Annotated in this window: 27 protein-coding genes; 11 read left to right on the top strand and 16 right to left on the bottom strand. The window is 65.2% G+C overall.

Annotated elements, in window-relative coordinates:
* Positions 1 to 258: 258 nt before the first annotated feature.
* The 4 genes from WS69_RS10050 to WS69_RS10035 all read left to right on the top strand — a co-directional run bounded on the left by WS69_RS10050 (position 259) and on the right by WS69_RS10035 (position 4032).
* Complete coding sequence (locus WS69_RS10050; RefSeq protein WP_059470625.1) at positions 259 to 1476, top strand: DUF2863 family protein; 1218 nt, start codon at positions 259 to 261, stop codon at positions 1474 to 1476.
* Positions 1477 to 1679: 203 nt separating this feature from the next.
* Positions 1680 to 2519, top strand: coding sequence for a response regulator transcription factor (locus tag WS69_RS10045; RefSeq protein WP_059470624.1), 840 nt, complete (start codon positions 1680 to 1682; stop codon positions 2517 to 2519).
* Between the two features lie 66 nt (positions 2520 to 2585).
* Positions 2586 to 3260: an energy-coupling factor ABC transporter permease gene (locus WS69_RS10040; RefSeq protein WP_059470623.1), complete on the top strand. Its 675-nt coding sequence runs from the start codon at positions 2586 to 2588 to the stop codon at positions 3258 to 3260.
* A gap of 148 nt (positions 3261 to 3408) precedes the next feature.
* Positions 3409 to 4032 (top strand): BspC domain-containing protein, encoded by a 624-nt coding sequence (locus tag WS69_RS10035; RefSeq protein ID WP_059470622.1) that lies wholly within the window; start codon positions 3409 to 3411, stop codon positions 4030 to 4032.
* 167 nt (positions 4033 to 4199) lie between these two features.
* Here the strand turns inward: WS69_RS10035 and WS69_RS10030 are convergent, their stop codons facing one another.
* Both WS69_RS10030 and yaaA read right to left on the bottom strand, forming a co-directional pair.
* Positions 4200 to 5354 (bottom strand): M14 family metallopeptidase, encoded by a 1155-nt coding sequence (locus tag WS69_RS10030; protein ID WP_059470621.1) that lies wholly within the window; start codon positions 5352 to 5354, stop codon positions 4200 to 4202.
* A gap of 42 nt (positions 5355 to 5396) precedes the next feature.
* Complete coding sequence (gene yaaA, locus WS69_RS10025; RefSeq protein ID WP_059470620.1) at positions 5397 to 6179, bottom strand: peroxide stress protein YaaA; 783 nt, start codon at positions 6177 to 6179, stop codon at positions 5397 to 5399.
* A 93-nt stretch (positions 6180 to 6272) separates the two neighbouring features.
* On the opposite strand from yaaA, the gene WS69_RS10020 reads away from it, so the two are divergent.
* Entirely contained in the window at positions 6273 to 6926 is a 654-nt protein-coding gene (locus WS69_RS10020) for a PIN domain-containing protein (RefSeq protein WP_442854896.1), read from the top strand.
* Positions 6927 to 6962: 36 nt separating this feature from the next.
* Positions 6963 to 8135: a pyridoxal phosphate-dependent aminotransferase gene (locus tag WS69_RS10015; protein ID WP_059470618.1), complete on the top strand. Its 1173-nt coding sequence runs from the start codon at positions 6963 to 6965 to the stop codon at positions 8133 to 8135.
* A gap of 174 nt (positions 8136 to 8309) precedes the next feature.
* Here WS69_RS10015 and WS69_RS10010 read toward each other — a convergent pair whose 3' ends face one another.
* Positions 8310 to 8966, bottom strand: a complete 657-nt coding sequence (locus tag WS69_RS10010) for a glutathione S-transferase (RefSeq protein WP_059470630.1) — start codon at positions 8964 to 8966, stop codon at positions 8310 to 8312.
* Positions 8967 to 9212: 246 nt separating this feature from the next.
* Between WS69_RS10010 and WS69_RS10005 the strand changes: the two genes are divergently transcribed.
* From WS69_RS10005 to WS69_RS09985, 5 genes are all read left to right on the top strand, one after another.
* The gene (locus WS69_RS10005) at positions 9213 to 10004 is read left to right on the top strand and encodes an oxepin-CoA hydrolase, alternative type (RefSeq protein WP_059470617.1); all 792 of its coding nucleotides are present in this window, start codon (positions 9213 to 9215) and stop codon (positions 10002 to 10004) included.
* A gap of 9 nt (positions 10005 to 10013) precedes the next feature.
* Positions 10014 to 10724, top strand: coding sequence for a histidine phosphatase family protein (locus WS69_RS10000; RefSeq protein WP_059470616.1), 711 nt, complete (start codon positions 10014 to 10016; stop codon positions 10722 to 10724).
* Between the two features lie 27 nt (positions 10725 to 10751).
* Complete coding sequence (locus WS69_RS09995) at positions 10752 to 11858, top strand: phosphotransferase (RefSeq protein ID WP_059470629.1); 1107 nt, start codon at positions 10752 to 10754, stop codon at positions 11856 to 11858.
* 46 nt (positions 11859 to 11904) lie between these two features.
* The gene (locus tag WS69_RS09990) at positions 11905 to 13140 is read left to right on the top strand and encodes an acyl-CoA dehydrogenase family protein (protein ID WP_059470615.1); all 1236 of its coding nucleotides are present in this window, start codon (positions 11905 to 11907) and stop codon (positions 13138 to 13140) included.
* A 308-nt stretch (positions 13141 to 13448) separates the two neighbouring features.
* Positions 13449 to 14144, top strand: coding sequence for a glutathione binding-like protein (locus WS69_RS09985; RefSeq protein ID WP_059470614.1), 696 nt, complete (start codon positions 13449 to 13451; stop codon positions 14142 to 14144).
* 147 nt (positions 14145 to 14291) lie between these two features.
* Here the strand turns inward: WS69_RS09985 and WS69_RS09980 are convergent, their stop codons facing one another.
* The 13 genes from WS69_RS09980 to nuoI all read right to left on the bottom strand — a co-directional run bounded on the left by WS69_RS09980 (position 14292) and on the right by nuoI (position 25834).
* Positions 14292 to 14777: a MaoC family dehydratase gene (locus WS69_RS09980; protein ID WP_442854895.1), complete on the bottom strand. Its 486-nt coding sequence runs from the start codon at positions 14775 to 14777 to the stop codon at positions 14292 to 14294.
* A 14-nt stretch (positions 14778 to 14791) separates the two neighbouring features.
* Positions 14792 to 15250, bottom strand: coding sequence for a MaoC family dehydratase (locus WS69_RS09975; protein WP_059470613.1), 459 nt, complete (start codon positions 15248 to 15250; stop codon positions 14792 to 14794).
* 39 nt (positions 15251 to 15289) lie between these two features.
* On the bottom strand, positions 15290 to 16423 hold the full coding sequence (locus WS69_RS09970) for an acyl-CoA dehydrogenase family protein (protein ID WP_059470612.1): 1134 nt from the start codon (positions 16421 to 16423) through the stop codon (positions 15290 to 15292).
* Positions 16424 to 16434: 11 nt separating this feature from the next.
* A complete protein-coding gene (locus WS69_RS09965; RefSeq protein WP_059470611.1) occupies positions 16435 to 17631 on the bottom strand; it encodes an acyl-CoA dehydrogenase family protein in 1197 nt (398 codons plus the stop codon).
* A gap of 62 nt (positions 17632 to 17693) precedes the next feature.
* A complete protein-coding gene (locus tag WS69_RS09960; RefSeq protein ID WP_059470610.1) occupies positions 17694 to 18116 on the bottom strand; it encodes a DUF1178 family protein in 423 nt (140 codons plus the stop codon).
* A gap of 142 nt (positions 18117 to 18258) precedes the next feature.
* Positions 18259 to 18849 (bottom strand): NUDIX domain-containing protein, encoded by a 591-nt coding sequence (locus tag WS69_RS09955; RefSeq protein ID WP_059470609.1) that lies wholly within the window; start codon positions 18847 to 18849, stop codon positions 18259 to 18261.
* A 36-nt stretch (positions 18850 to 18885) separates the two neighbouring features.
* On the bottom strand, positions 18886 to 19191 hold the full coding sequence (locus WS69_RS09950) for a DUF2818 family protein (RefSeq protein ID WP_059470608.1): 306 nt from the start codon (positions 19189 to 19191) through the stop codon (positions 18886 to 18888).
* Positions 19191 to 20648: an NADH-quinone oxidoreductase subunit NuoN gene (nuoN, locus tag WS69_RS09945; RefSeq protein ID WP_059470607.1), complete on the bottom strand. Its 1458-nt coding sequence runs from the start codon at positions 20646 to 20648 to the stop codon at positions 19191 to 19193. Before nuoN ends, WS69_RS09950 begins: the two co-directional genes overlap by 1 nt.
* Before the next feature lie 39 nt (positions 20649 to 20687).
* The gene (locus WS69_RS09940; RefSeq protein ID WP_059470606.1) at positions 20688 to 22178 is read right to left on the bottom strand and encodes an NADH-quinone oxidoreductase subunit M; all 1491 of its coding nucleotides are present in this window, start codon (positions 22176 to 22178) and stop codon (positions 20688 to 20690) included.
* A 14-nt stretch (positions 22179 to 22192) separates the two neighbouring features.
* On the bottom strand, positions 22193 to 24235 hold the full coding sequence (nuoL, locus tag WS69_RS09935) for an NADH-quinone oxidoreductase subunit L (protein ID WP_059470605.1): 2043 nt from the start codon (positions 24233 to 24235) through the stop codon (positions 22193 to 22195).
* Positions 24236 to 24252: 17 nt separating this feature from the next.
* Positions 24253 to 24558 (bottom strand): NADH-quinone oxidoreductase subunit NuoK, encoded by a 306-nt coding sequence (nuoK, locus tag WS69_RS09930; RefSeq protein ID WP_010102528.1) that lies wholly within the window; start codon positions 24556 to 24558, stop codon positions 24253 to 24255.
* Positions 24559 to 24575: 17 nt separating this feature from the next.
* Positions 24576 to 25232 carry an NADH-quinone oxidoreductase subunit J gene (locus tag WS69_RS09925; RefSeq protein WP_059470604.1) on the bottom strand — a complete coding sequence of 219 codons (657 nt, stop codon included), beginning with the start codon at positions 25230 to 25232 and terminating at the stop codon, positions 24576 to 24578.
* Between the two features lie 113 nt (positions 25233 to 25345).
* Positions 25346 to 25834, bottom strand: a complete 489-nt coding sequence (gene nuoI / locus WS69_RS09920) for an NADH-quinone oxidoreductase subunit NuoI (RefSeq protein WP_010102524.1) — start codon at positions 25832 to 25834, stop codon at positions 25346 to 25348.
* Positions 25835 to 25840 lie beyond the last annotated feature (6 nt).

The raw sequence follows: 25840 nt of genomic DNA, 5'->3' as shown, positions 1-25840 counted from the left end.
CTCGCCTCAAGCGCCGGAACCTCCCACTTCTTCTTTCGCGTCGCGTTTCCGTTACCGCGAAAGAGGCGTGATTCTAGACATAAGATTCGTACCCCGCAAGAGGGTTTCGACATTTTTTTGTCCCTTAAATATTCACACGCCGGACGCGCTCGCATATCGTCTTGTCTATATGGAAGACTGCCAGAAGGCAGGCAAACCGCTGAACATACGCGGAACGGACTAAAATGACAGGTTCCTCGCATCCAACCATGTCAATCTATGCGCCAGCGAACCGCTAAACGCCTCCCTCCCGATGCCGACAAACTGGTCGGTCTGTCGCTTGCGTTGTTTGCGTCCGGCAGCCGCGTCGAAGATCGCTTCTGGGAAGCCAAGCTCGACGCCTTGCTCGCAAAGATCGTCCGCAACGGCAACCAGACCACGCTCGACGCCGCGCTCGACCATCTCCAGCAGAATCATCCGGACGCCTACGGCGCCCTCGCCGACATGGCCGAGACGCACAGCGAATCGCTGTCCGTCGAGCATGACGGCAAGCCGTACGAGGCGCTTCTCGTCGCAGTCCCCGTACTTGCTTGGACCCGCTACATGATTCCGTCGGGCTCGCTCAAGATCGAGATCGCCGATGTGTTGCGCACCCATTTGCAAGCACACGTGCTTGCGCAAGGCACACTCGTCGCAATGGCGCCCTTTTTCTATAGCATCGATCAGTTGCCGCGCCATCACGTCGAAACTTACCGCCTCGCGCAGCAGCTCGCGCATGCGGCGCTCGGCAACCATCCGGTCAAGCTCAACTTCGGCGACCTGCCCGAGACCTCGCCGATCCTTGCCGATCCGCGCTTTCTGCTCGCTGTCGTCGCCGCGCCCGCCGGTGCCCCGCTCTTCCGCTGGCAAGAAGAAGAGCACGGTTCGCGCATCGAGCGCGGCCAATGCCTCGAGCAATGGGCTGCGCAAGGCGGCGTCAACCTGTCGGCCGCGCTGCCCGGCTGCGAATTCGAATGCTTGCTGCCCGACGCGTACTACTCCGCGTGCCGTGACGCGGACGAGCGGATCCGTCCGCACACCGTACGCACCGCGATCCGCTATCTGTTCGACACGATCGGCGCGCCGCCGCAAGAGCTGCGCGCCGTGATCGCCGGTTTCGGCGAGCGCCGGATCGACGAGTATCGCGTCGCGTTCACTCGCCGCGGCAGCAACGACGTCATTTATGGCGTCGTCTGGCCGCTCTATGGACGCGAAAACGGCGAGGCGGCCGTCGACGAAGCGACGCTCGAAGCCGAGGCGCCCGCCGACGGACCGCTCGAGGAAATCGCGTCGCTGCTGAAGGAAGCGGGCGTGACCGACATCCGCCGCCACGCCGGCCGTTTCGAACCCGAGTATTGCGACGATTGCGGCGTCCCGCTGTACGCGGATCCGCTCGGCGAGATCGTCCATGCGGAGATGCCGGAGGACGCGACGCCCGCGCAGCCGCACTTCCACTGAAACGCCGCCCGCCTCGCGCCGTCCGGCGCAAGTGGTCCATCAAAGGCCGCCTCGAGCGTGAGCTCGAGGCGGCCTTTGCACTGTTGCTTGTCTGAATTTTTCTTACGACTTTCAGCTAGGCCGACATTTTGTAATGTCTTTGTCATTATTGAGGGGATGGCACTCGTCGTTTTCTCGATCAATCGGATAAGCGGAGGCATAACATGAGGTTTCTGGTGCTCAATTCCGACGCAGAGCGTCGCGACGGCTTGAAAACCCTGCTGCGTCAAATCGACCGACATGCCGGCTACAACGACGCCAAGGACTGGCGGCAGGCGCAACGGCTCATCAAACAACAGAGTTTCGACTTGATCGCAGTCGACTGGCAAGACATCAAGCGGCTCGGCGATCTACATGCGCTTTGCCAGGCCTGCGCGCCGACGCCCGTCGCGGCGCTTACCGACGACGCGTCGCCGGAGCACGCGCAAGCGCTCTTCGACGCCGGCGTGCTCGGCGTCATTCCACGCTCGACGCGCCCTCACACCATCGTTCGCGCATTGGAAATGGTGCTGCTCGGCGAATACTACGTCCCGCCGAGCGCGCTGAACCTCACCGAGCCGGCCGCGCGCACAAGGGACGGCCGCGTAGACGCGATCGTCAGCCAGCTCCCGCGCAGGAAACGCTCGCCGTGCAGCCGCCTCTCGCCGCGCCAGGCGCAGATCATGCGTTTCGTACACATGGGCAGCACCAACAAGATGATCGCGCGCACGCTCGGCATCAGTGAAGGTACGGTCAAGATTCATCTGGCCAGCATCTTCCAGCAATTGGGGGCGACAAATCGCGCCGCCGCGGTCGCGATCTACAACGGTTGGCTACCGCCACATCTCGAAGTGCTGCTGTCCGCGCGCGACAGCTCGCCGAAGCCCGTACACGGCGCGGCCGGCCCCGTGCCGCTGCGCACGGCGAAGGCGCAACACAAGTACCCGCTCGTCGCCGAGAACGAATCGTCTGCCCAGCCGCTCATCGCGGCCGAACCGAGCGCTCCGTTCAAAGCGAGCGAATAGCCGGCAAAACCCGCGTAGAGAGCGAATCCATTCCCATCTTTTGTATTCAACGAGTAATATAAAAACATGGGTTTCCTCTACACGCCGCTTCCGTTCTGGGTCGCCGTCGGTGGCTGGATCGCCGCCGGGGGGTTGCTCGCCTTCGCGTTGTGGAGGCGCCCGTTCGGGCGTCTGCAGGATGCGACACTGCAGCACGTGTGGCTCGCGCTCGTGACCACACTCACAGTGCTATGGGCGTCCAACGCGTGGCTCGACGACGGCCTCGTCATGCATCTCCTCGGCGCGACGCTGCTCGTCACACTGTTCGACTGGACCCTCGCGCTCGTTGCAATGGCGGCCGTGATCGGCGTCGCCGCGGTCGTGTTCGACGCGACCTGGCAAGGCATCGGGCTCACCTATCTCGTATACGGCGCACTTCCCGTCGCGATATCAGCGCTGCTGCAGCGCGCCGCGCTCGCGTGGCTGCCGCACAACCTGCCTGCGCTCATCATCGGCCAAGGCTTCGTGTCGCCTGCGATCACGGTGGGCGTCGTCGCGGCTACGGCGGCCGGCGTGCAGATCGCGCTCGCCGACGGCACGCTCGTCGTCGTCCCGTCCGGATATGCACTGAACGCATTGCTGCTAGCGCTCGGCGAAGCGTGGTTCACCGGCATGGCGACGGCGTTGATCGCGGTCTACCGGCCCGCATGGGTCACGACCTCCGACGTGCGCCGCTATCGCCTCGGCGGACCGCGTGCATGAGTTCGCACGCGCGTAGACGCGCGCGCACCCGGCCATACGGGCAATCGCTCTACTGCCGCGCCGGAAAATTACGCTAAGATGGAACCCTGCTCTTCATCGGGCATCTCACGTGCCTGGTGTCTCTATCGCGCTTATCTCATACCTCCAGATGGACAGCTTTCCCGCCTCGCATCGCCTGCTCGGCGCGCTCGGCAAGCTGACGGCCTGTGTCGCAGGCCTGTCGCTCACGTTCGCCGCGCCCGCGTTTGCCGACTTGCTCGATCAACGCGTCGAACTCGTCAACAAATACGTCAATGAAATGCACGCCGAACCGCTCGTCGCGGATTGCGCCGCACACGGCAGTTTCATCGCCAGCACGTCGAGCGCTTTCGATCATGTCGAATTTCCGCCGAACGCGTTCGACAGCGGCAACGCTTCGATCACGCCGTGGAACGACTCGTTCGACGAAGGCAAGCAGCGCGTGAAGGTCGACAACATCGTGACCGTCGAAGGCCTCGGCGTGCGCAGCAGCGGCGGCGACCCAGAACATCTAAAATTCCGCTGCGGCTATGTCGGCACGCAGATGCTCGCGTTCAGCTGGAACGATCCGGTGCCGCCCGCGAAGCCGCGCGTCGAGCGCACGACGTCGTCGAAGAAAAAGCTTCGCGCGCACTCGGGCAAGGGCAAGGTCAAGGCGAAAGCGGCGGGCAAGAGCAGCAAGCGATCGGCTGCGACGAAGAAGTCGGGCACGACGAAAAAAGCCGTGAAGAAACGATCAACGCAGAAGTCGTGAAGCAGCCCGTCGAACGCCGGTCCGAATGATGACGGCGTCGGGCATCGGGTGTCGTGCGTCATGCGCCGCCGTCGGCTCGACGCAAAAAAGCCGGAACGCGGCAATGCCGCTCCGGCTTTTTGATCCGCACTCCATTTCGCGCGCATCCTCGGTGCAAAGGCGATCGCTCAGACGAAAGTCTGTACGTGCTCGAGAATCGCGCCCAGCATCGCCGCGCCGAGCGACGCACTCCGCGCGCCGTTCCAGCCGACATGCTCGTCGGGCAGGTTCGCGTTGTCCTTGAACGGCATCTCGAGCGTCAGCGACAGGCAGCCGAACCGGTGGCCGATGTACTTCGACGCGAGCTTGAGCGCATCCTCCTTGTACTTTCCCGGCGGATAGCCTTGCTCGTCCTGGAAATCGGGGCTCGCGCGCTTGAACGCGTCGATAAACGCGCGCTGCTCGACACGCTGCTGCTCGGTGAAGCCCGGCAGCATCTCCGAGCCGGCCGCGAACACGTACGGTAAATCCTCGTCGCCGTGTATGTCGAAGAAGAGATCGCAACCGATCGCGTGAATCGCGTCACGCACGGCGAGCACTTCGGGGCTGCGCTCGGCATCGGGCTCCATCCACTCGCGATTCAGGTTCGCGCCCGCGGCGTTCGTACGCAGATTGCCGTGCACACTGCCGTCTGGATTCATGTTCGAAACGATGTAGAACGTCGCGCGATCGTAGAGCTTGCGCGCGACCGGATCGCCCAGCCAGTCGCCCCAGCCGACGAGCCGCTTCACGAGCCCTTCGACGAACCATTCCGCCATCGACTCGCCCGGATGCTGGCGCGCGATGATCCACACTTTCTTCTTCGCGACGCCCGCTTCTTCCAGCGTGCCGAGCACGACGAGCGACATCGGCCGCCCTTCGACCGTGCGGCCGAGCTCGACGACGTTCGCATGCGGCATCTGCTGGACCGCGCCGAGGAATTCCGAATGACGCTCTTCGCCGTACGGCTCGAAATACGCGTAATAGATGCTGTCGAAATCGGGCGTATGGTCGATCGTCAGCACCTGATCGTCATACGACGTCGGCACACGGAACCAATTGACCCGGTCGTAGCTCGCGACTGCGCGATAGTTGCGCCAGCCGGCCGGATACGCGCAGTCGTTCGCGTTCTCGAACGTCATCACGCAGCGCTCGCTGCGCGCGCCCGTCAGGCGGAAGTAGAACCACTGAGCGAACTCGGAACGATTGTCGCCGCGCACGCGCAGCCGGATCGCATCCGCGCGCTCGCACGACAGGACGTCGATCGCACCCGCGTCGAAATTGCTCGTGATCGAGAGAGTCATTGCATCTCCTGGTTGCGACGGCCGCGCCGGGCCGCCCGGAATTCAAGCGCCGACACGCCGGCGAAATACGTAGGTGTCGTCGTTCGACGCGGCTTCGTCGAACGCGTAGCCTTCCGATGCGAAGTCCTTCAGCGCGTCAGGCGACGCGATCCGCCCCTCGACGACGTAACGCGCCATCAGGCCGCGCGCGCGCTTCGCGTGGAAGCTGATGATCTTGTAACGGCCGTCCTTCCAGTCCTCGAAAACCGGCGTGACGATGCGCGCGTCGAGCAGCTTCGGCTTCACCGACTTGAAGTATTCAGCCGATGCGCAATTGACGAGCACGCGCGATGCGCCGTCGCGCGTCTTCAGCTCGACGTTCAGCGCCTGCGTGATCCGCTCGCCCCAGAACGCGTACAGATCCTTGCCGCGCGCGTTCGCGAAGCGGGTGCCCATTTCGAGCCGGTACGGCTGCAGCAGATCGAGCGGCCGCAGCAGCCCGTAGAGCCCCGACAGTACGCGGACGTGCCGCTGCGCGTAGTCGAGATCGGCGGCCGACAGCGAGCGAGCGTCGAGGCCTTCGTAGACGTCGCCGTTGAACGCCAGCACCGCCTGCTTGGCGTTTGTGGGCGTCGACGTACCCGACCAGTCCGCGTAACGCTGGAAGTTCAGGCGTGCGAGCGGATCGGAAATGCTCATCAGCGTCCCGATCTGCTGCGGCGACAGCCGGCGCAGCTCGCCGATCAGTTCGGCCGCGTCGTCGACGAACTGAGGCAGCGTATGAGTGGCAACGTGGGGCGGGGTTTCGTAGTCGAGCGATTTCGCCGGGGAGAGAACGATTATCATAGAGGCTCACCGGCACGCCGTGCCGTGCAGTCAAACGAAAACCACCGATTGTAACGAATGCCAAGCCCCGACGCTCCGCGCGCCGGTCGCCGCGTGGTGCTCGATTCGAACGTCTGGATCGACATCCTCGTGTTCGACGACCCCGCCGCCCGCCCGATCCGCGACGCCCTGGAAACGGGCGCCATCACGGCGCTCATCGACGCTCGCTGCCTCGTCGAGCTCGAGCGCGTGCTCGACTACCCGCAGTTCAAGGCACGCTCGGTCGACAAGGCCGCCGCGCTCGCAACGGTAGCGCGCCTGTCGGAGCGCGTCGGGGAGCCCGATCGCGGCGGTTCGCGAGAGGCCGCCGCGACGACGGGCGCCGGCGCGAACCGCTCGCTTGCGGCCGCATCATCGGCGGGCGCTTCGAACAGCCCGAATCCCTTGAACGCTTCGGACCTTCCGGATGCGACAGACGCGACCGACGTGCAAGCGGGCCGCATGGATTCGCCGTCGCCAGCCGACACGGCCGCGCCGTCCCCCGCCGCAGATGCGCCGCCGCCGCGCGGGTTGCCGAAGTGCAAGGACCGCGACGACCAGAAATTTCTCGAGCTCGCCTATGCGGCACGCGCCGACTGGCTCGTGTCGAAAGACCGCGCGCTTCTGAAGCTCGCGCGCCGGACCGAGCGCGACTTCGGCTTCAGGATCGCGCAACCCGCGCCGTTCGCCGCCTGCGCGCTCGCGGCCGACGCATCCGAGCCGGCGTAAGCGACGCGCTTCGCCCCCCTTTTCGCGCAAGCCACGATGAACGCACAGCACGACATGCCCACGACGCCCCCCCTCCTCTCCCGCCTGCCCGACGTCGGCACGACGATCTTCACGGTCATGAGCGCGCTCGCCGCGGAAAAGGGTGCGGTCAACCTCGGCCAGGGCTTTCCCGATTTCGATTGCGATCCGCGCATCGTCGACGCGGTCGCGCGCGCGATGCGCGACGGCCACAACCAGTATCCGCCGATGACGGGCGTCGCACCGCTGCGCGAGGCGATCGCGGACAAGATCGAGCGGCTCTATGGCCGCCGCTACGACGCTGCGACCGAGATCACCGTGACGGCCGGCGCGACGCAGGCGCTCCTGACCGCGATCCTGTGCGCCGTGCATCCGGGCGACGAAGTGATCGTGATCGAACCGACCTACGACAGCTACCTGCCGTCGATCGCGCTTGCGGGCGCGACACCCGTGTTCGTCACGCTCGACGCGCCCGACTACGCGATTCCGTTCGACAAGCTCGCCGCGGCGATCACGCCGAAAACGCGCGCGATCCTGATCAACACGCCGCACAATCCGACGGGCACCGTATGGCGGGAGGCGGACATGCGCGCGCTCGAAGACATCGTGCGCGGCACCAACCTGCTGATCGTATCCGACGAGGTCTACGAGCACATGGTCTACGACGGCGCGCGGCACGAGAGCATCGCCCGTTATCCGGAGCTCGCGGCGCGCAGCATCGTCGTGTCGAGCTTCGGCAAGACCTTTCACGTGACGGGCTGGAAGGTCGGCTACGTCGCCGCGCCCGCCGCACTGATGGCTGAATTCCGCAAGGTCCACCAGTTCAACGTATTCACGGTCAATACGCCGATGCAGTTCGGCCTCGCCGATTACCTGCGCGATCCCGAGCCATATCTGACGCTGCCCGCGTTCTATCAGAAGAAGCGCGACTTCTTCCGCGCCGGACTCGCGAACACGCGCTTCAAACTGCTGCCGTGCGCGGGCACGTACTTCCAGTGCGTCGATTATTCGGCGATCAGCGATCTGCCCGAAGCGGAATTCGCGAAGTGGCTGACGACCGAGATCGGTGTCGCGGCGATCCCGGTGTCGGCGTTCTATCACGAGTCGCATGAATCGGGCGTCGTGCGTTTTTGCTTCGCGAAGCGCGAGGAGACGCTCGCCACCGCGCTCGAGCGGCTCGCGCGCTTGTAAATCCGGCGCATGAGCGGGCCCCCACGGCCCCCCCACGAGCCGCCGCGACCGCCCGTCGCCGTTGTACGGTCAAGGCCCGGTCCATCGCGCCGCCGACATCGCGGCAAATGCGCGCGCGATGCGCGAGACGGCCAATCGGCCTTCGCGCACCGCGCGTGCATCACATGACTCGCGTCAACTCTGCTTCGCAAGCCCCGCGATGAACGCCTTGCGCTCTTCGCTCACGCGCCGCGCAGCCGGCCGCTCCGCCTCGATGCGCTTCACGTACGACTTCCAGTCGATTCCGGCATCGGCAATGAAATCGCGGCCGTAGACCGCTTTCGTCGCAAGCGCGATGATCGGCAAATGGATGAACGCAGCGACGTCGGCGATGCCGAACGTGTCGCCGAGCACGTAAGGCGAGAATTTTGCGAGCTGTTTGAAGCCGTCCAGCGCGCGCGGCATGCGCTTCTCGACGTGCGCCTTCGTGCCGTCGCTGATCTTGCCGCCGAAGAACGCCTCGGGAAACAGCTCGCGCGCGTTCCATTCGAGATACAGCTCGAGCACCGTCGTGATCTCGCGCGCCTTCGCCGCCGTGAACGGATCGGCCGGGAAGATGCGCTTGTCGTGATGGGTCGCGACGAGATATTCGACGATCGCCTGCGATTCGCTGATCGCGCCGTGCTCAGTCAGCAGGTATGGCACCTTGCCGAGCGGCGTGTCGGCGAACAGCGCGGGATCGTCGATCGGAAGCTCGACGAGCGTTTCCTCGAACGGAATGTCGTGCTCGAGCAGTACTAACTTGACCTTGTTGTAATAGTTCGACAGCGGTAAGCCACAGAGCCGAAGCATCGAAGTCTCCTTCGTCATGGGAAAAGGGCCGCGCGCGATGTGTCCCGCACGTCGCGTCGGCGTAACGCCGAAAAGCACGTTCATGCTAGTCTAAAGCAACTTCGAAGCCCGTCGCGGCGTTCGCGCTGCGGCACGTTTCGGCACCGCCTCAAAAATGCCGGTCAAGCCGGCTGGGACGGCGCCCGCGCCGCGCATGTACGCGGCGCGCCGTTCCCGATGCCTATCGCATTCAAGGAGACTCACTGCATGAGCGCAGAACTGCTCGCGTCCCGCCCGCCCGAAAGCGAATCGACGCTCGTCCTCACGCTGTCCAACCCCGGCGCGCGCAACGCGCTGCATCCCGACATGTATGCCGCCGGCCTCGAAGCGCTCAACACGGCCGAGCGCGATCCGTCGATCCGCGCGGTCGTGCTGACGGGCGCGGACCGCTTCTTCTGCGCGGGCGGCAACCTGAACCGGCTGCTCGACAATCGCGCGAAGGAGCCCGCCGCCCAGGCGGCGAGCATCGATCTGCTCGGCGAATGGGTCACCGCGATCAACACGGTGACGAAGCCCGTGATCGCGGCCGTCGAAGGCGCGGCCGCGGGCGCGGGCTTCTCGCTCGCGCTCGCGTGCGACCTCCTCGTCGCCGCCGACGATGCGAAGTTCGTGATGTCGTACGCGCGCGTCGCGCTCACGCCCGACGGAGGCGGCTCGTGGTTCCTCGCGCATGCGCTGCCCCGCGCGCTCGCGGCCGAGATTCTTTTCGAAGGCAAGCCCGCCGCCGCGTCGCGGCTGCATGAGCTCGGCGTCGTGAACCGCCTGACGAAGCCGGGCGCCGCACGCGACGAGGCGATCGCGTGGGCCGACGCGCTCGGCAAGATGTCGCCGAACGCGCTCGCGCGGATCAAGTCGCTAATCGCCGACGCGCAAACGCAGCCGCTCGCCGCGCATCTCGTCGCCGAACGCGATCACTTCGTCGCGTCGCTGCACCACGCGGACGCGCTCGAAGGGATCACCGCGTTCCTCGACAAACGCCCTCCCGTCTACAAACGCTAAAGCCCGCCCATGTCCTATCAATTGCCGAAACGTCGCCGCATTTATCTGATGCGGCATGGCGACGTCACCTACTTCGACGCGAGCGGCCGCCCGTTCGACCAGGACGCCGTGCCGCTCAACGAGCGCGGACGGATGCAGGCGAGCGCCGCGGGACGCGTGTTCGCCGAGCAGCACGTGCGTTTCGACCGCGTGATCACGAGCGGCCTGCCGCGCACGATCGAAACCGCGCGGCGCGTGCTCGCGGAGATCGATCAACCGCTCGACATCGACATCGAGCCCGCATGGCGCGAAATTCGCGGCGGCTTCCTCGCCGACATCCCGCCCGAAGAGCAGGAAGCCGCGTTCCTGCGTGTGCTCGACGGCATCGTCGCCGAGCACACGCGCTTTCTCGGCGGCGAGACGATCGGCGAACTGATCGACCGCGTGCTGCCGCCGCTCGCCGCGCTGCGCGCGGACCCGTCGTGGGACACGGTGCTGCTCGTGCTGCACGGCGGCGTGAATTGCGCGCTCTTGTCGCACGCGACGGTGCCCGGACATCGGCTCTTCATCGGCACGCTGTCGCAGTCGGCGGGCTGCATCAACGCGCTCGACGTCGGCGAGCGCGACGACTGGGTCGTGCGGCTCGTCAACTACTCGCCGCCCGAAGCGCTGCACCGCGACACCCGCAACACGACGATGGAAGTGCTGTATCACCAGTTTTTGCAAAGCACGCGCGAATAGGTGCGTCGCACGGATCCGGAGGAGACGATGGCAGCCGAGAACGATCCGAAGTCCAAGCCGACCGATTACGCCGCATTCGAAGGCACGCGCCCCGTCGGCGACGCGCAGCGCTTCGACGTGGACGCGCTGAGCGCATGGCTCGTGCAGCACGTCGACGGTTTCGCCGGCCCGCTGTCCGTCGAGCAGTTCAAGGGCGGCCAGTCGAATCCGACGTTCAAGCTCGCCACGCCCGCGCGCAGCTACGTATTGCGCGCGAAGCCCGCGCCCGCGGCGAAGCTGCTGCCGTCCGCGCACGCGATCGAGCGCGAGTATCGGGTGATGGCCGCGCTCGCGGACACCCACGTGCCCGTCGCGCCGATGCTCGCGCGCTGCGGCGACGAAAGCGTGATCGGCCGCGCGTTTTACGTGATGGCGTTCGTCGACGGCCGCGTGCTGTGGGATCCGTCGCTGCCCGGCATGACGCCCGCCGAGCGCGGCCGCCATTACGACGAGATGAACCGCGTGATCGCTGCGCTGCACTCGATCGATCCGCAGACGGTCGGGCTCGCCGATTACGGCAAGGCGGGCAACTATCTCGCGCGTCAGATCGCCCGCTGGAGCAAGCAGTATCTGGCTTCGGAGACGGAGCCGATCGACGCGATGCACCGGCTGATCGACTGGTTGCCGCAACATCTGCCGCCCGAGACCGAAGACGACGCGCGCGTGTCGATCGTGCACGGCGACTATCGGCTCGACAACCTGATCTTCGATCCGCACGCGCCGCGCGTGCTCGCAGTGCTCGACTGGGAGCTGTCGACGCTCGGCGACCCGATCGCCGATTTCGCGTACCACTGCATGGCGTGGCACGTTACGCCCGAGCGCTTTCGTGGCATCGCCGGGCTCAATCTGCCGGCGCTCGGGATTCCCGACGAAGCGCATTACGTCTCCCGCTACTGCGAGCGCACCGGCCTGACGATCCCCGACAACTGGAACTTCTATCTCGCATACAACATGTTCCGGATCGCGGCGATCCTGCAGGGCATCATGAAGCGCGTCGTCGACGGCACCGCGTCGAGCGTCCAGGCGCTCGACGCCGGCCAGCACGCGCGGCCGATGGCCGAGCTCGCGTGGCGCTACGCACAGCGCGCACGCTAGCGTGCGCCCCATTCTTCCACCGAACCGACCGACAGGCGAGGCAGCCGTGCATTTCGATTACACCCCGAAAGTCGAAGCGTTGCGCGCGCGGCTCAACGCGTTCTTCGACGAACACATCTATCCGAACGAGCGCGCGTTCTACGAAGAGATCGCACGCAACCGGCGCGCCGGCGACGCATGGCAGCCGGTCGAGCTGATCGAGACGCTAAAGCCGAAAGCGCGCGCCGCGGGCCTGTGGAACCTGTTCCTGCCCGACTCGACGCGCGGCGCCGGCCTCACGAACCTCGAATACGCGCCGCTTTGCGAAATCATGGGCCGCGTGCCGTGGGCGCCCGAGGTCTTCAACTGCAACGCGCCCGACACCGGCAACATGGAAACGCTCGAGCGCTACGGCGCCGACGCGCACAAAGCGACGTGGCTCGAACCGCTGCTCGACGGCACGATCCGTTCGGCGTTCCTGATGACGGAGCCCGAGGTCGCGTCGTCGGACGCGACGAACATCCGGACCCGCATCGAGCGCGACGGCGGCGACTACGTAATCAACGGCCACAAGTGGTGGTCGTCCGGCGCGGGCGATCCGCGCTGCAAGCTCTACATCGTGATGGGCAAGACGGACCCCGACGCGCCCCGCCACGCGCAGCAATCGATGATCCTCGTGCCGTCCGATGCGCCCGGCGTCACCGTGCACCGGCCGCTCAACGTGTTCGGCTACGACGACGCGCCGCACGGCCATATGGAGATCACGCTCGAGAACGTGCGCGTGCCCGCGTCGAACCTGCTGCTCGGAGAAGGACGCGGCTTCGAGATCGCGCAGGGCCGGCTCGGGCCCGGCCGCATCCATCACTGCATGCGGCTCGTCGGGCTCGCGGAGCGCGCACTCGAACTGATGTGCCGGCGCGCGTCCGAGCGCATCGCGTTCGGCAAGCCGATCGCCGCGCAGACGGTCACGCAGGAGCGGATCGCCGAGGCGCGCTGCATGATCGAGCAGGCGCGACTGCTCACGCTGAAGACCGCGTACATGATGGATACCGTCGGCAACAAGGGCGCGCGCGGCGAGATCGCGATGATCAAGGTGGTCGCGCCGAACATGGCGTGCGAGGTGATCGACTGGGCGATCCAGGCGCACGGCGGCGGCGGCGTCAGCGACGATTTCCCGCTGGCGTACGCGTATGCGAGCGCGCGAACGCTGCGCTTCGCGGACGGCCCCGACGAAGTGCATCGCAACGCGATCGCGAAGCTCGAACTCGCACGCCATGCGAGCGCGCCGGCACGAGGCAGCTAACTCGACGGCGATCGGCGACAGGCAGCGGCGACGCGCGCCGATGCGATCGCCGCCTTGCGCTCGGCCGCCCGGGTGACAGACGTTGCGAGTTCGCTCCGACGAACCGACAAATCGACGACCGACGAGTCGTCTAGCCGACGAGCCGAGGCCGCGCGGCGCGCATCGAAGCGCAGCGACGCACCACGCGCCGGCATCGTTTCCTCCGCCCGCACAGCCGTCTGCAGCGCTGGCGGATCTATGCTCTAATTTCCCGCGTGCCGCGGCGCCGTAACGGCGCCGCATCGACGAACCATCACAAAGGAACGACGATGATCGACGTCTACAGTTGGGCAACCCCGAACGGCCACAAAATCCACATCATGCTCGAGGAGACCGGCCTCGACTATCGCGTGCATCCGATCGATATCGGCGCGGGCGACCAGTTCAAGCCGGCATTCCTGAAGATCAGCCCGAACAACAAGATCCCGGCGATCGTCGATCACGACGGTCCCGACGGCAAACCGATCTCGCTGTTCGAATCGGGCGCGATCCTGATCTATCTCGCCGAGAAGACTGGCAAGCTCCTGCCGTCCGCGCCTGCCGCGCGCTACGCGACGCTGGAATGGCTGATGTTCCAGATGGGCGGCGTCGGCCCGATGCTCGGACAGGCGCACCACTTCCGCCTCTACGCGCCCCAGCAGATCGAGTACGCGATCAACCGCTACACGAACGAGGCGAAGCGGCTATACGGCGTGATGGACAAGCGCCTCGGCCAATCCGCGTACCTCGCGAGCGACGATTACACGATCGCCGACATCGCGACGTTCCCGTGGACTCGCTCATGGAAGAACCAGGGCATCGAGCTCGACGCATTCCCGAACGTGAAGCGCTGGCACGAAGCGATCGCCGCGCGTCCGGCGGTGCAGCGCGGCGTCGAGGTGCTGGCGTCGCTGCGCAAGCCGTTGCAGGACGACGATCGCGCACGCGAGATGCTGTTCGGCGCGACGCAGTACTCGCGCCACTGACGCGCGACGCGCGGCCGGCCGCGCACCTGCGCGGCGGCGAATGCGGGCCATGTCGCCCGAAATGGAAAAGGGACGCGGATCGAACCGGGTCCCTTTCTATTGTTGCCTCCTTCGCCACGCGAAGCAGTGAAATGGCGGCGCGAGCGCTCAGAAGAAATGGAGCGTGACGAACTCCGCCGCGCATGCGAGCGCCCGCTTTTCCGGATGCTCGATCTCGACCGACACCGACCACGTCGCGCGCATGCCGCCCTGTGCGCCTTCGCTCACGTCCTTCACCGCGAAGCGCGCCCGCACGCGTGCGCCGACCGGCACCGGCCGCAGGAAGCGCACGCGATTGAGCCCGTAGTTCACGCTCATCCGTTCCTCGAAACGGACCGCGTCGACCATCAGCGCGGGAATCAGCGACAACGTCAGAAAACCGTGCGCGATCGGCCCGCCGAACGGTGATTCGCGTCGCGCGCGCTCGGGATCGACGTGGATCCATTGCCGATCGTCGGTCGCTTCGGCGAAGCGGTCGACGCGCGGCTGATCGACGGTAATCCAGCCGCTCACGAACGACTCCCCGCCGACGAGCTCGCGCAGCGCCTGCGCCGACGCGATCGTCGGCGGCGCCGCTTGCGTGTCGTCCGTCATGTCCGTCATGTCCGTCACGTGCGCTCCTTCGGCTCCCGCAGCCCGAACAGCACCTTCGAGCGCACGGTGATGACCGTCTCACCCTGCTCGTTGACGCCTTCCCATTCGGTCGTCACGATCCCGCGATCGGGCCGGCTCGCGGACAGCCGCTTGTCGAGGACCTTGTTGTACATCGTGATCGTGTCGCCCGAGCGCACCGGCTTGATCCAGCGGATCTCCTCGATGCCGGGCGAGCCCAGGCTCGTCGAGCCTTGCAGCACGTTGCGCACGAGCATGCCCATGAACACCGAGCACGTATGCCAGCCGCTCGCGACGAGCCCGCCGAACATCGACGACTTCGCCGCTTCCTCGTCGACGTGAAAAGGCTGCGGGTCGTACGCCTGCGCGAACGTGACGATCTCGTCGGACGTGAATCGATGCTTGCCGACTTCGGTTTTACCGCCGACTTCCAGGTCTTCGTAACTGATACCCATCAAGCTTCTCCGTGAAATGAGTCGGGCGAGCGCGCCCGCTCAGGCATCCTGCAATGCCGCGAAATCCGGCAGCGACGCAAAGCGTGCGAGATGATGATCGACATCGCCGAGCGTCGTTTCGATGATCGACAGACGCTTGAACAGATGCGCGGCCGCGACCTCGTCGGTGACGCCCATCCCGCCGTGCAACTGCACCGCCTGCTGGCCGACGAAGCGCGCTGCCTGGCCGATGCGGACCTTCGCCGCCGACACCGCCTTGCGACGCGTGTTCGCATCGCCGCTCGCATAGCGCACCGCGGCGAGATACGCGAGCGAGCGCGCCTGCTCGACATGGATCAGCATGTCGACCATTCGGTGTTGCAGCGCCTGGAAGCGTGCGATCGGCATGCCGAACTGCTGGCGCGTCTTCGTATAGTCGAGCGTCGCGCGATTGAGCGCGTCGAGCGCGCCGATCGCCTCCGCGCACAGCAGCACGATCCCGTAGTCGGCGATCTTCTCGAGCGCGGCCGCGTCGCGCTCACCGCCCGCAAGCGCGCGCGCCGGCGTGTTCGACAGGCGGATCGTCGCCGCGCGCTGGCCGTCGATCGTCCGATAGTCGACGACGTCCGCGCCCGCTGCACCGCGCGCCACCGCGAACAGGCCGAGCGCGCCGTTCGGCAGCCGTGCGGGCGCGATCAGGACATCCGCCTGCGCGCCGTGCTGGACGATCGATTTGACGCCGTTCAGCGCGAATGCATCGCCGTCGGGCCGCGCGGTCGTCTCGATCGCGAACAGGTCGTAGCGCGCGTGCGGTTCGTGGAACGCGACCGCGAGCTTCGCGTCGCCCTGCGCCACGCGCTCGAGGAGCGCGGCGTCTTCGCCGCTGCCCGAGCCCGCGACGCGCACCGCCTCGATCCCGGCCGCGGTCGCCCAATAGGGCTCGACGACGAGCGCTCGCCCGAGTTCCTGCATCGCGACGAGCATGTCGACGGCGCCGCCGCCGAAACCGCCGTGCGCTTCCGGCACGGGCAGCGCGGTGAGGCCGAGCTCGGCGAACGCGCGCCACTGGTCGGCCGACACGCCGGCATCCGAATGGACGATCGCGCGCCGCGCGTCGAAGCCGTAGCGCTCGTCGAGATAGCGGCGCAGCGCGTCGGCGAATTGCTGTTGTTCTTCGCTGAAAGTGAAGTTCATGGCGCCGCTCCTCACAGTCCGAGAATCATCTGCGCGATGATGTTCTTTTGGATTTCGTTCGAACCGCCGTAGATCGACGTCTTGCGGTAGTTGAAGTAATACGCGGCGAGCGGCGCCGCGTCATCGTCGCCCGCGACGCTGTGCTCGCGCTCGCCTTCGAGGAACGGTGCGTCGAACGGCGCGGCGAGCGGCCCGATCGCGTCGATCATCAGCTCGGTCAGCGCCTGCTGGATCTCGGTGCCCTTGATCTTCAGCATCGACGCCTCCGGCCCCGGCCCGCGCCCGCTCGCCTCGCTGCTGACGACGCGCAGCACCGTGACTTCGAGCGCCATCAGCTCGATCTCGAGCGCGGCGATCTTCGCGGCGAAAACGGGATCGGCGATGAGCGGCTTGCCGTTCTTGCGCTCGCGCGACGCGATGCGCTTCAGGAAATCGAGTTCGCGCTTCGACGCGCCGACGCGCGCGATGCCGGTGCGCTCGTGTCCGAGCAGATATTTCGCGTAGGTCCAGCCGCGGTTTTCTTCGCCGACGAGATTCTCGACGGGCACCTTCACGTCCTCGAAGAACACTTCGTTGACTTCGTGATCCTCGTCGAGCGTGATGATCGGGCGAACGGTGATGCCGGGCGACTTCATGTCGATCAGCAGGAACGAGATGCCCTCCTGCTTCTTCGCCGCGGGATCGGTGCGCACGAGGCAGAACATCATGTTCGCGTACTGGCCGAGCGTCGTCCAGGTCTTCTGGCCGTTGACGACGTAATGATCGCCGTGTCGCTCGGCGCGCGTGCGCAGCGACGCGAGATCCGAACCCGAGCCGGGCTCCGAGTAGCCCTGGCACCACCAGTCGGTGCCATCGAGAATCCGTGGCAGATAATGCCGCTTCTGCGCTTCGCTGCCGTACTTCATCAGCACCGGCGCGACCATCGATACGCCGAACGGCAGCACGGGCGGCGCGCCGATCCGCGCGCACTCCTCTTCCCAGACGTGGCGCTGCGTCGCGTTCCAACCGGGACCGCCGTACTCGACGGGCCACGCGGGCGCGGACCAGCCTCGCGCGCCGAGCAGCCGATGCCAGCTCGCGAAGTCGTCGCGATTCAGACGCTTGTGATCGAGAACCTTGGCGCGCAGCGTGCGAGGCAGATTCGCCTCGAGCCATGCGCGGACTTCGGCGCGGAACGCGTCGTCGGCGGGGGAATAATCGAAATCCATGCGCAGTGTCTCCTCTGACCGCGCCGGCGGCCGCCGACGGCCGCGCAGCGATCAGCGATCGATCACTGCAAAGGCTCTTTCAGCGCGGCCGGAACCGGCAGCGGCATCACGTCGATGCCTTCTTCGGCCAAGGCTTGCGCGTCTTCGGGCGTGGTTACGCCGCGAATGCTGCGCGCGGGCGCTTCGTTGTAGTGAATGCGCCGCGCTTCCTCGGCGAAGCGCTCGCCCACGTTCTCGGTCTTCGCGAGCACCTCGCGCAGCGCACGCATTGCCTGCGCCTGCAGTTCGCGCGGATCGGCCGGCTGCGCCTGCGTCGCGCCCGACAGATTCAGGCGCGGCGCGGACGGCATGCGGCTGACCTCGGTCGCACCGCAAACCGGGCATTCGACCAGCTTGCGGGACAACTGCGCTTCGAACTCATCGGCCGAAGCAAACCAGCCTTCGAACCGATGGCCATCCGGGCATTGCAAATCGAGGACCTTCATGCTGAATCAGGGCGTGCTGCCAGTGTATCGCAAAAAGAAATTTTGTGAACGGTCGTGCTAAATCAAGTCTGAAAAAGGACGCGATCGAACGAACCGACGGCACCGATTGTATCCCTTCGCAAAGTCTCCCGCTCGGCCCGGCTTACGGCCGAATCGCATCGCCGAGCGGCCACGCGCCCGACATCGCCTTCTCGAGCCACATCGTGCCGATGATCGTCTTGACGTCGCTGATCTGGCCGGCGCGCACCCATTCGAGCAGATCCGGCAGCGTCGCCGTGAACGTCTCGAGGAACTCGCCATCGTCGAGCTTGCGCTCGCCCGCCGTCAGGCCGCGCGCGAGATAGATGTCGATGAATTCGGTCGAATACGAAATGATCGGATGAATCCGCGTGAGAAATACGTACTCGCGCGCGGTGTAGCCGGTTTCCTCGCGCAGCTCGCGGATCGCGCATGCGAGCGCGCCTTCGTCCGGATCGAGCTTGCCCGCCGGAAATTCGGCCATCACCTTGCCGATCGGATAGCGATATTGGCTCTCCATCAACACGCGGCCGTCGTCGAAGAGCGGAATGACCATCACGGCGCCCGGATGCGTCACGTATTCGCGCGTCGCATGCTTGCCGTCGGGCAGGCGAACCGTGTCGCGCTTGACCTTCAGGAACGAGCCGTCATACACGGGCTCGCTTTCGATGCAAGTTTCGGTGAGGGTGGCGTCGTGATTCGGCAAGTCGGCCATCGGCGGCTCCGCAGTGGGGCGCGACGGCCTACGCCGTCAGCGCCGTTTGACCAGATACTGGAACGTGAAGCCGGGAAACGCAAACACCACAAAAAGACTGAAGGTGATCGCGTAAAACTGCCAGCCCTGTTCGAAGCGATTGCCGGCGCGCGATTCGAGCCAGAAGCCCAATGCGCCGACGACGAAATACAGCACGATCAATTCGCCGATCCGGATCCACGCGCTCTTTTTCGCCGTCGCCCCGCTCTTGAGCGGCACGACGGCGAACAGGCGCTGGTTCAGGAACGGCAGGTTGGCGCCCGTGAGCGCCAACAGCACGATGAACCAACCGGCTGCCGACATTACAGCGGCAGCGTATGGCTGATCGCCTGCAGGCAGATCGTCATCAGCGGGCCCGGCACGATGCCGAGCACGACGACTGCGAGGCCGTTCAGCACGAGCACCGTACGCTTGCACGCGTCGCCCGCGATCGGGGTCGTGTCTTGCGGCGCGTCGAAGTACATCAGCTTGACGATGCGCAGATAGTAGAACGCACCGAACAGCGACGTGATGACGGCGAGCACCGCGAGCCATGTGAGGCCGGCGTTGACCGTCGCCTCGAGGACCGCGAGCTTCGCATAGAAGCCGACCGTCGGCGGAATGCCGGCGAGCGAGAACATCATCACCATCATCACGAATGCGAACACCGGGCTGCGCTTGTTGAGCCCCTTGAAGTCGTCGAGCGTTTCGGCTTCGAAGTCGCGGCGTGCGAGCAGCATCACGACGCCGAACGAGCCGAGCGTCGTCACGAGGTAGACGATCGTGTAGAACATCGCCGAGCTATACGCGCTCGCCGCCGACGACGGGTTGCCGTTGACGACGCCCGCGAGCAGTCCGAGCAGCACGAAGCCCATGTTCGAGATCGCCGAGTACGCGAGCATCCGCTTCACGTTGCGTTGGACGATACCCGTGATGTTGCCGACGATCAGCGACAGCGCCGCGAGGATCACGAGCATTTCCTGCCAGTCGACCGCGAGCGGCAGCAGACCCATCACGAGGAAGCGCAGGCCCCACGCGAACGCCGCGACCTTCGGGCCGCCGCCGACGAAGAGCGTCATCGCGGTCGGCGCGCCCTGGTAGACGTCCGGCACCCACATGTGGAACGGCACGGCGCCGAGCTTGAACGCAACGCCCGCGACGACGAAGATCACGCCGAACAGCAGCACCGCGTCGTTGATGCGACCCGATGCGACCGCCTTCAGCACTTCGTTGAGCTCGAGCGAGCCCGTCGCGCCATACAGCATCGAGATCCCGTACAGCACGAAGCCCGAAGCGAGCGCGCCGAGCACGTAGTACTTCATCGCCGCTTCGCTCGACTGCGCCGCGTCGCGACGCAGCGCGATCACCGCATACAGCGACAGCGACATCAGCTCGAGGCCGAGGTACAGCGTCAGGAAGTTGTTGCCCGAGATCATCACGAGCTGGCCGAGCAGCGAGAACATGCCGAGCAGGAACACGTCGCCGCGGAACAGATCGCGATCTTCAAGGTACTTGCGCGAGTAGACGAGCGTCACGGCGAAGCCGAGCGACACCACCGCCTTCATCACGCTCGCGAACGAATCGACGACGACCATCCGCGAGAAGAAGTAGTACTGCTGCGGATCGAGGGCTTGCAGCGCAAACCACACGCCGGCCGCGGCCGATGCGACGACCGCGATCAGGTACGTGAGGCGGCGGCCGGCCGCGCCGACGAAGGTGTCGTTCAGCCACGCGACGATGATGGCGACCATCACCAGCGCATCAGGCAACAGGACATTCATAGGTGCGTTTTGCATGATCTTTGTATCCTCCGCTCGCGCTTACTGGGCCAGCGGCAGTTTCGACTGCGCGACATGGGAGAGGAGGTTTTCCACGGAAACGTGCATCACGTCGGTGAAAGGCTTCGGATAGAGGCCCATCAGCATCGTGAACGCGGCGAGCACGGCGAGCATCACGAACTCGCGGCGGCTGATGTCCTTCAGCTTCGCAACGTGATCGTTCGCCACCGCGCCGAAGTACACGCGCTTGTACATCCACAGCGTGTACGCCGCACCGAGAATCAGCGTGAACGCCGCGCCGAACGCGATCCAGAAATTGAACTGGACGGCGGCGAGAATCACCATGAACTCGCCGACGAAACCCGACGTGCCCGGCAGACCGCAGTTGGCCATCGAGAACAGCATCGCGAACGCGGCGAACTTCGGCATCACGTTGACGACGCCGCCGTAGTCGGCGATCTGACGCGAGTGCAGGCGATCGTACAGCACGCCGATGCAGAGGAACATCGCGCCCGACACGAAGCCGTGCGAGATCATCTGGACGATCGCGCCTTCGACGCCGAGCTGGTTGAAGATGAAGAAGCCGAGCGTGACGAAGCCCATGTGCGCGATCGACGAATACGCGACGAGCTTCTTCATGTCCGCCTGCACCATCGCGACGAGGCCGATGTAGATCACGGCGATCAGCGACAGCGCGATCACGACGGGCGCGAAGAAGTGGCTCGCGTCCGGCGTGATCGGCAGCGAGAAGCGCAGGAAACCGTATGCGCCGAGCTTCAGCATGATCGCGGCCAGCACGACCGAGCCGCCCGTCGGCGCTTCGACGTGCGCGTCAGGCAACCAAGTGTGGACGGGCCACATCGGCACCTTCACCGCGAACGCGAGGAAGAATGCGATGAATAGCAGCACCTGCGGCGTCATCGCGATCTTCGCGTTCTGCCACGTGGCGAGGTCGAACGAATGCGTCTCCGTGTACAGGTAGATCAGCGCGACCAGCATCAAGAGCGAGCCGGCGAGCGTGTACAGGAAGAACTTGAACGCCGCGTACACGCGGTTCGGGCCGCCCCAGACGCCGATGATGATGTACATCGGGATCAGCGTCGCCTCGAAGAACACGTAGAACAAGAGGCCGTCGGCCGCAGAGAACACGCCGATCATGATCCCCGAGAGAATCAGGAACGCGGCGAGGTACTGCGACACGTGCTCGGTGATCACCTCCCAGCCGGCGATCACGACGATCACCGTGATGAGCGCGGTCAGCACGACGAACCACATCGAGATGCCGTCGACGCCCAGGTGATACGTGATGTTGAAGCGTTCGATCCAGGTCGTTTGCTCGACGAACTGCAGCGCAGCGGTGCTCGAGTCGAAGCCCGTGATCAGCGGGATCGTGACGGCCAGGCCCGCCAGCGAGCCGATCAGCGCGATCCAGCGCGCCGCGCCCGGATTCTTGTCGGAGCCGACCGCGAGCACGATGAGGCCGAAGACGATCGGCAACCAGATCGCGGTACTGAGAATCGGAAAAGAGTGCATTAGTCGTCCCCGCCTTATTTGCCGCCGAGCGTTACAAACAGGGTCAGGAGCCCCAGCATGCCGATGATCATGGCGAACGCGTAGTGATAGATGTAACCGGATTGGAGGAAGCGGATCACGCCGGCGAACCAGCCGATGAAGCGCGCGCTGCCGTTGACGAGGCCGTCGATCACCACGACGTCGCCCTCCTTCCACAGACCGCGGCCGATCGCGATCGAGCCCTTCGCGAACACGACCTCGTTGATCTTGTCCATGTAGTACTTGTTGTCGAGCAGCGTGTAGATCGGGCCGAACGCGCGACGGATCACGGTCGGCAGACCCGGGCGCTTCAGGTACAGGAACCACGCGGTCACGACGCCGGCGAGCGCGAGCCAGAGCGGCAGCGACGAGATCGAGTGCAGGCCGAGCGCCGCCCAGCCGTGGAATTCCTCCGCCATCTCGGCAAGCGCCGGGTGGTTCTGGCCGATGAAGATCACCTTGTCGAACGCGACGCCGTGCTGGAAGAAATCGCCGTACAGCATCGGGCCGATCGCGATCGCACCGATGACGACCGACGGAATCGCGAGCAGCACGAGCGGCACCCAGACGACCCAAGGCGTTTCGTGCGGCTCGTGCGCGTGGCCGTGGTCGTCGTCATGGCCGTGATGCGCAGCCGACTCGGCGCCGTGGTTGTTGCCGAATTCCTTCGGATGACGGAAGCGTTCTTCGCCGTGGAAGACGAGGAAGTACATCCGGAACGAGTACAGCGCGGTGACGAACACGCTCGCGACCACCGCGAAGTAAGCGAAGCCCGAGCCCGGCAGGTGCGACAGCTTCACCGCGTCGATGATCGAGTCCTTCGAGTAGAAGCCCGAGAAGAACGGCGTGCCGATCAGCGCGAGCGAGCCGACGAGCGACGTGATCCACGTGATCGGCATGTACTTGCGCAGGCCGCCCATGTTGCGCATGTCCTGATCGTGGTGCATGCCGATGATCACCGACCCCGCGCCGAGGAACAGCAGCGCCTTGAAGAACGCGTGCGTCATCAGGTGAAACACGGCGACCGGGTACGCGGACACGCCGAGCGCGACCGTCATGTAGCCGAGCTGCGACAGCGTCGAGTAAGCGACGACGCGCTTGATGTCGTTCTGGACGATGCCGAGGAAGCCCATGAAAAGCGCCGTGATCGCGCCGATCACCGTGATGAACGACAGCGCGGCGTCCGACAGTTCGAACAGCGGCGACATCCGCGTGACCATGAAGATGCCGGCCGTCACCATCGTCGCCGCGTGAATCAGCGCGGAGATCGGCGTCGGGCCTTCCATCGAGTCCGGCAGCCACACGTGCAGCGGGAATTGCGCGGACTTACCCATCGCGCCGATGAAGAGGCAGATGCACGCGACGGTCAGCAGGCCCCATTCGGTGCCCGGGAAATGCAGCGACGCGAGCTCTGCGCGCTTCGCGAACACTTCGCCGTAGTTCATCGAGCCGGCGTACGCGAGGATGAGGCCGATGCCGAGCAGGAACCCGAAATCGCCGACGCGGTTCACGAGGAACGCCTTCATGTTCGCGTAGATCGCGCTCTCACGTGTGAAGTAGAAGCCGATCAGCAGGTACGACACGAGACCCACCGCTTCCCAGCCGAAGAACAGCTGCAGGAAGTTGTTGCTCATCACGAGCATCAGCATCGAGAACGTGAAGAGCGAGATGTACGAGAAGAAGCGCTGGTAGCCGTCCTCTTCCGACATGTAGCCGATCGTGTAGATGTGCACCATCAGCGACACGAACGTGACGACGACCATCATCATCGCGGTCAGCGTGTCGACGAGGAAGCCGATTTCGAGCTTCAGCGAGCCGACGTTCATCCATTCGTAGACGGTCGCGTTGAAGCTCGCGCCGCCCATCACGTCGAAGAAGACGATCGCGGAAAGAATGAACGAGATCGCGACGCCGAGAATCGTGATCCGGTGTGCGCCCTTGCGCCCCACTGCGTTGCCGAACAGCCCCGCAATCAGCGAGCCGGCCAGCGGAGCGAGCGGAATCGCCAGCAGCAGGTTTTCATTGAGTGTCGTTGACATAACAGCGTTGCCTGAAATTAACCTTTGAGCTGATCGAGATCCTCGACATTGATCGTGTCGAGCTTACGGAACAGAGTCACCAGAATCGCGAGGCCGATTGCGGCTTCCGCCGCCGCGACCGTCAACACGAAGAACACGAAGATCTGGCCGTGCACGTCGCCCAGGTAATGCGAGAACGCGACGAAATTGGTGTTCACCGCGAGCAGCATCAGTTCGATCGCCATCAGGATCACGATGATGTTGCGGCGGTTCAGGAAGATCCCGACGATGCTGATCGCGAACAGGATCGCGCCCAGCACGAGGTAATGAGCCAAGGTCAACATAGATTCTTCTCCTCCGCTTAGCCGTTGTTCCCGCCCGACGCGGCGTCGCTCGCGGCGGTTTCCGGCTGCGGCTTGTCGGCTTGCATCTTCACGAGGCGCACGCGGTCTTCGCGGCGCACCTTCACCTGCTCGGACACGCGCTGGCGCTTGCTGTCCTTGCCCTTCTGCGCGGTCAGCGCGACTGCGGCGATGATCGCGACGAGCAGCACGAGGCCTGCGATTTCGAATGCGAAGATGTAATCGGTATAGATGACCTTGCCGATCAGCTTCGTGTTCGGCATGCCGGCGAGCGCGCCCGCGGCGATGTCGCGCACGGGCGAGGCCGTCGCGCCGTAGCCGCGCCACAGGATCAGGGCCGTCTCGACGATGATGATCGCGCCGACCGCGGTCGCCATCGGCACGAAGCGCTTGAAGTCTCGGCGCAGCACGTCGACGTTGATGTCGAGCATCATCACGACGAACAGGAAGAGCACCATCACCGCGCCCACGTAGACGAGCACCAGCAGGATCGCGAGGAACTCGGCCTCGAGCAGCATCCAGATCGCGGCCGCATTGAAGAACGCGAGCACGAGGAAGAGCGCAGACGCCACCGGGTTGCGCGAAGTGATCACCTTCAGCCCCGACACCACGAGGAGCAGCGAGAAGATGTAGAAGAGTACGGTCGTGAAGTCCATGATTACCGGTTCATCATTAGGCCATTGTCAGGCGCGGTTGGCTGGCACCGCCGGGCGTGCCGCGGCATCGCCGCGGCTTGGGCCGACCCGTCTTCCGGGCCGGCGCACGTCAATCACCGATACCGCGCATCGGCGGCCTTTGCGGCCGCGATCTCCTTCTCGTAGCGATCGCCCACCGCGAGCAGCATTTCCTTCGTGAAGTACAGATCGCCGCGCTTCTCGCCGTGGTACTCGAGGATCTGCGTCTCGACAATCGAATCGACCGGGCAGCTCTCTTCGCAGAAGCCGCAGAAGATGCACTTCGTCAGGTCGATGTCGTAGCGCGTCGTGCGGCGGGTGTTGTCCGCACGCGTCTCCGACTCGATCGTGATCGCCAAGGCCGGGCACACCGCCTCGCACAGCTTGCACGCGATACACCGCTCTTCGCCGTTCTCGTAGCGGCGCAGCGCGTGCAGCCCGCGAAAACGCGGCGAGATCGGCGTCTTCTCTTCGGGGAACTGCACGGTGAACTTGCGCTTGAACGTGTAACGTCCCGTCAGCGCAAGCCCCTTCAGCAGCTCGGTCAGGAAGAAGGTCTTAAAGAATTGTTGGATTGCCGTCATGATTTC

This window comes from Burkholderia sp. BDU5 (assembly GCF_001522845.1).
In the GTDB taxonomy this organism is placed as follows: Bacteria; Pseudomonadota; Gammaproteobacteria; order Burkholderiales; family Burkholderiaceae; genus Burkholderia; species Burkholderia mayonis.
This window is presented reverse-complemented; position numbering and strand designations above follow the sequence as displayed.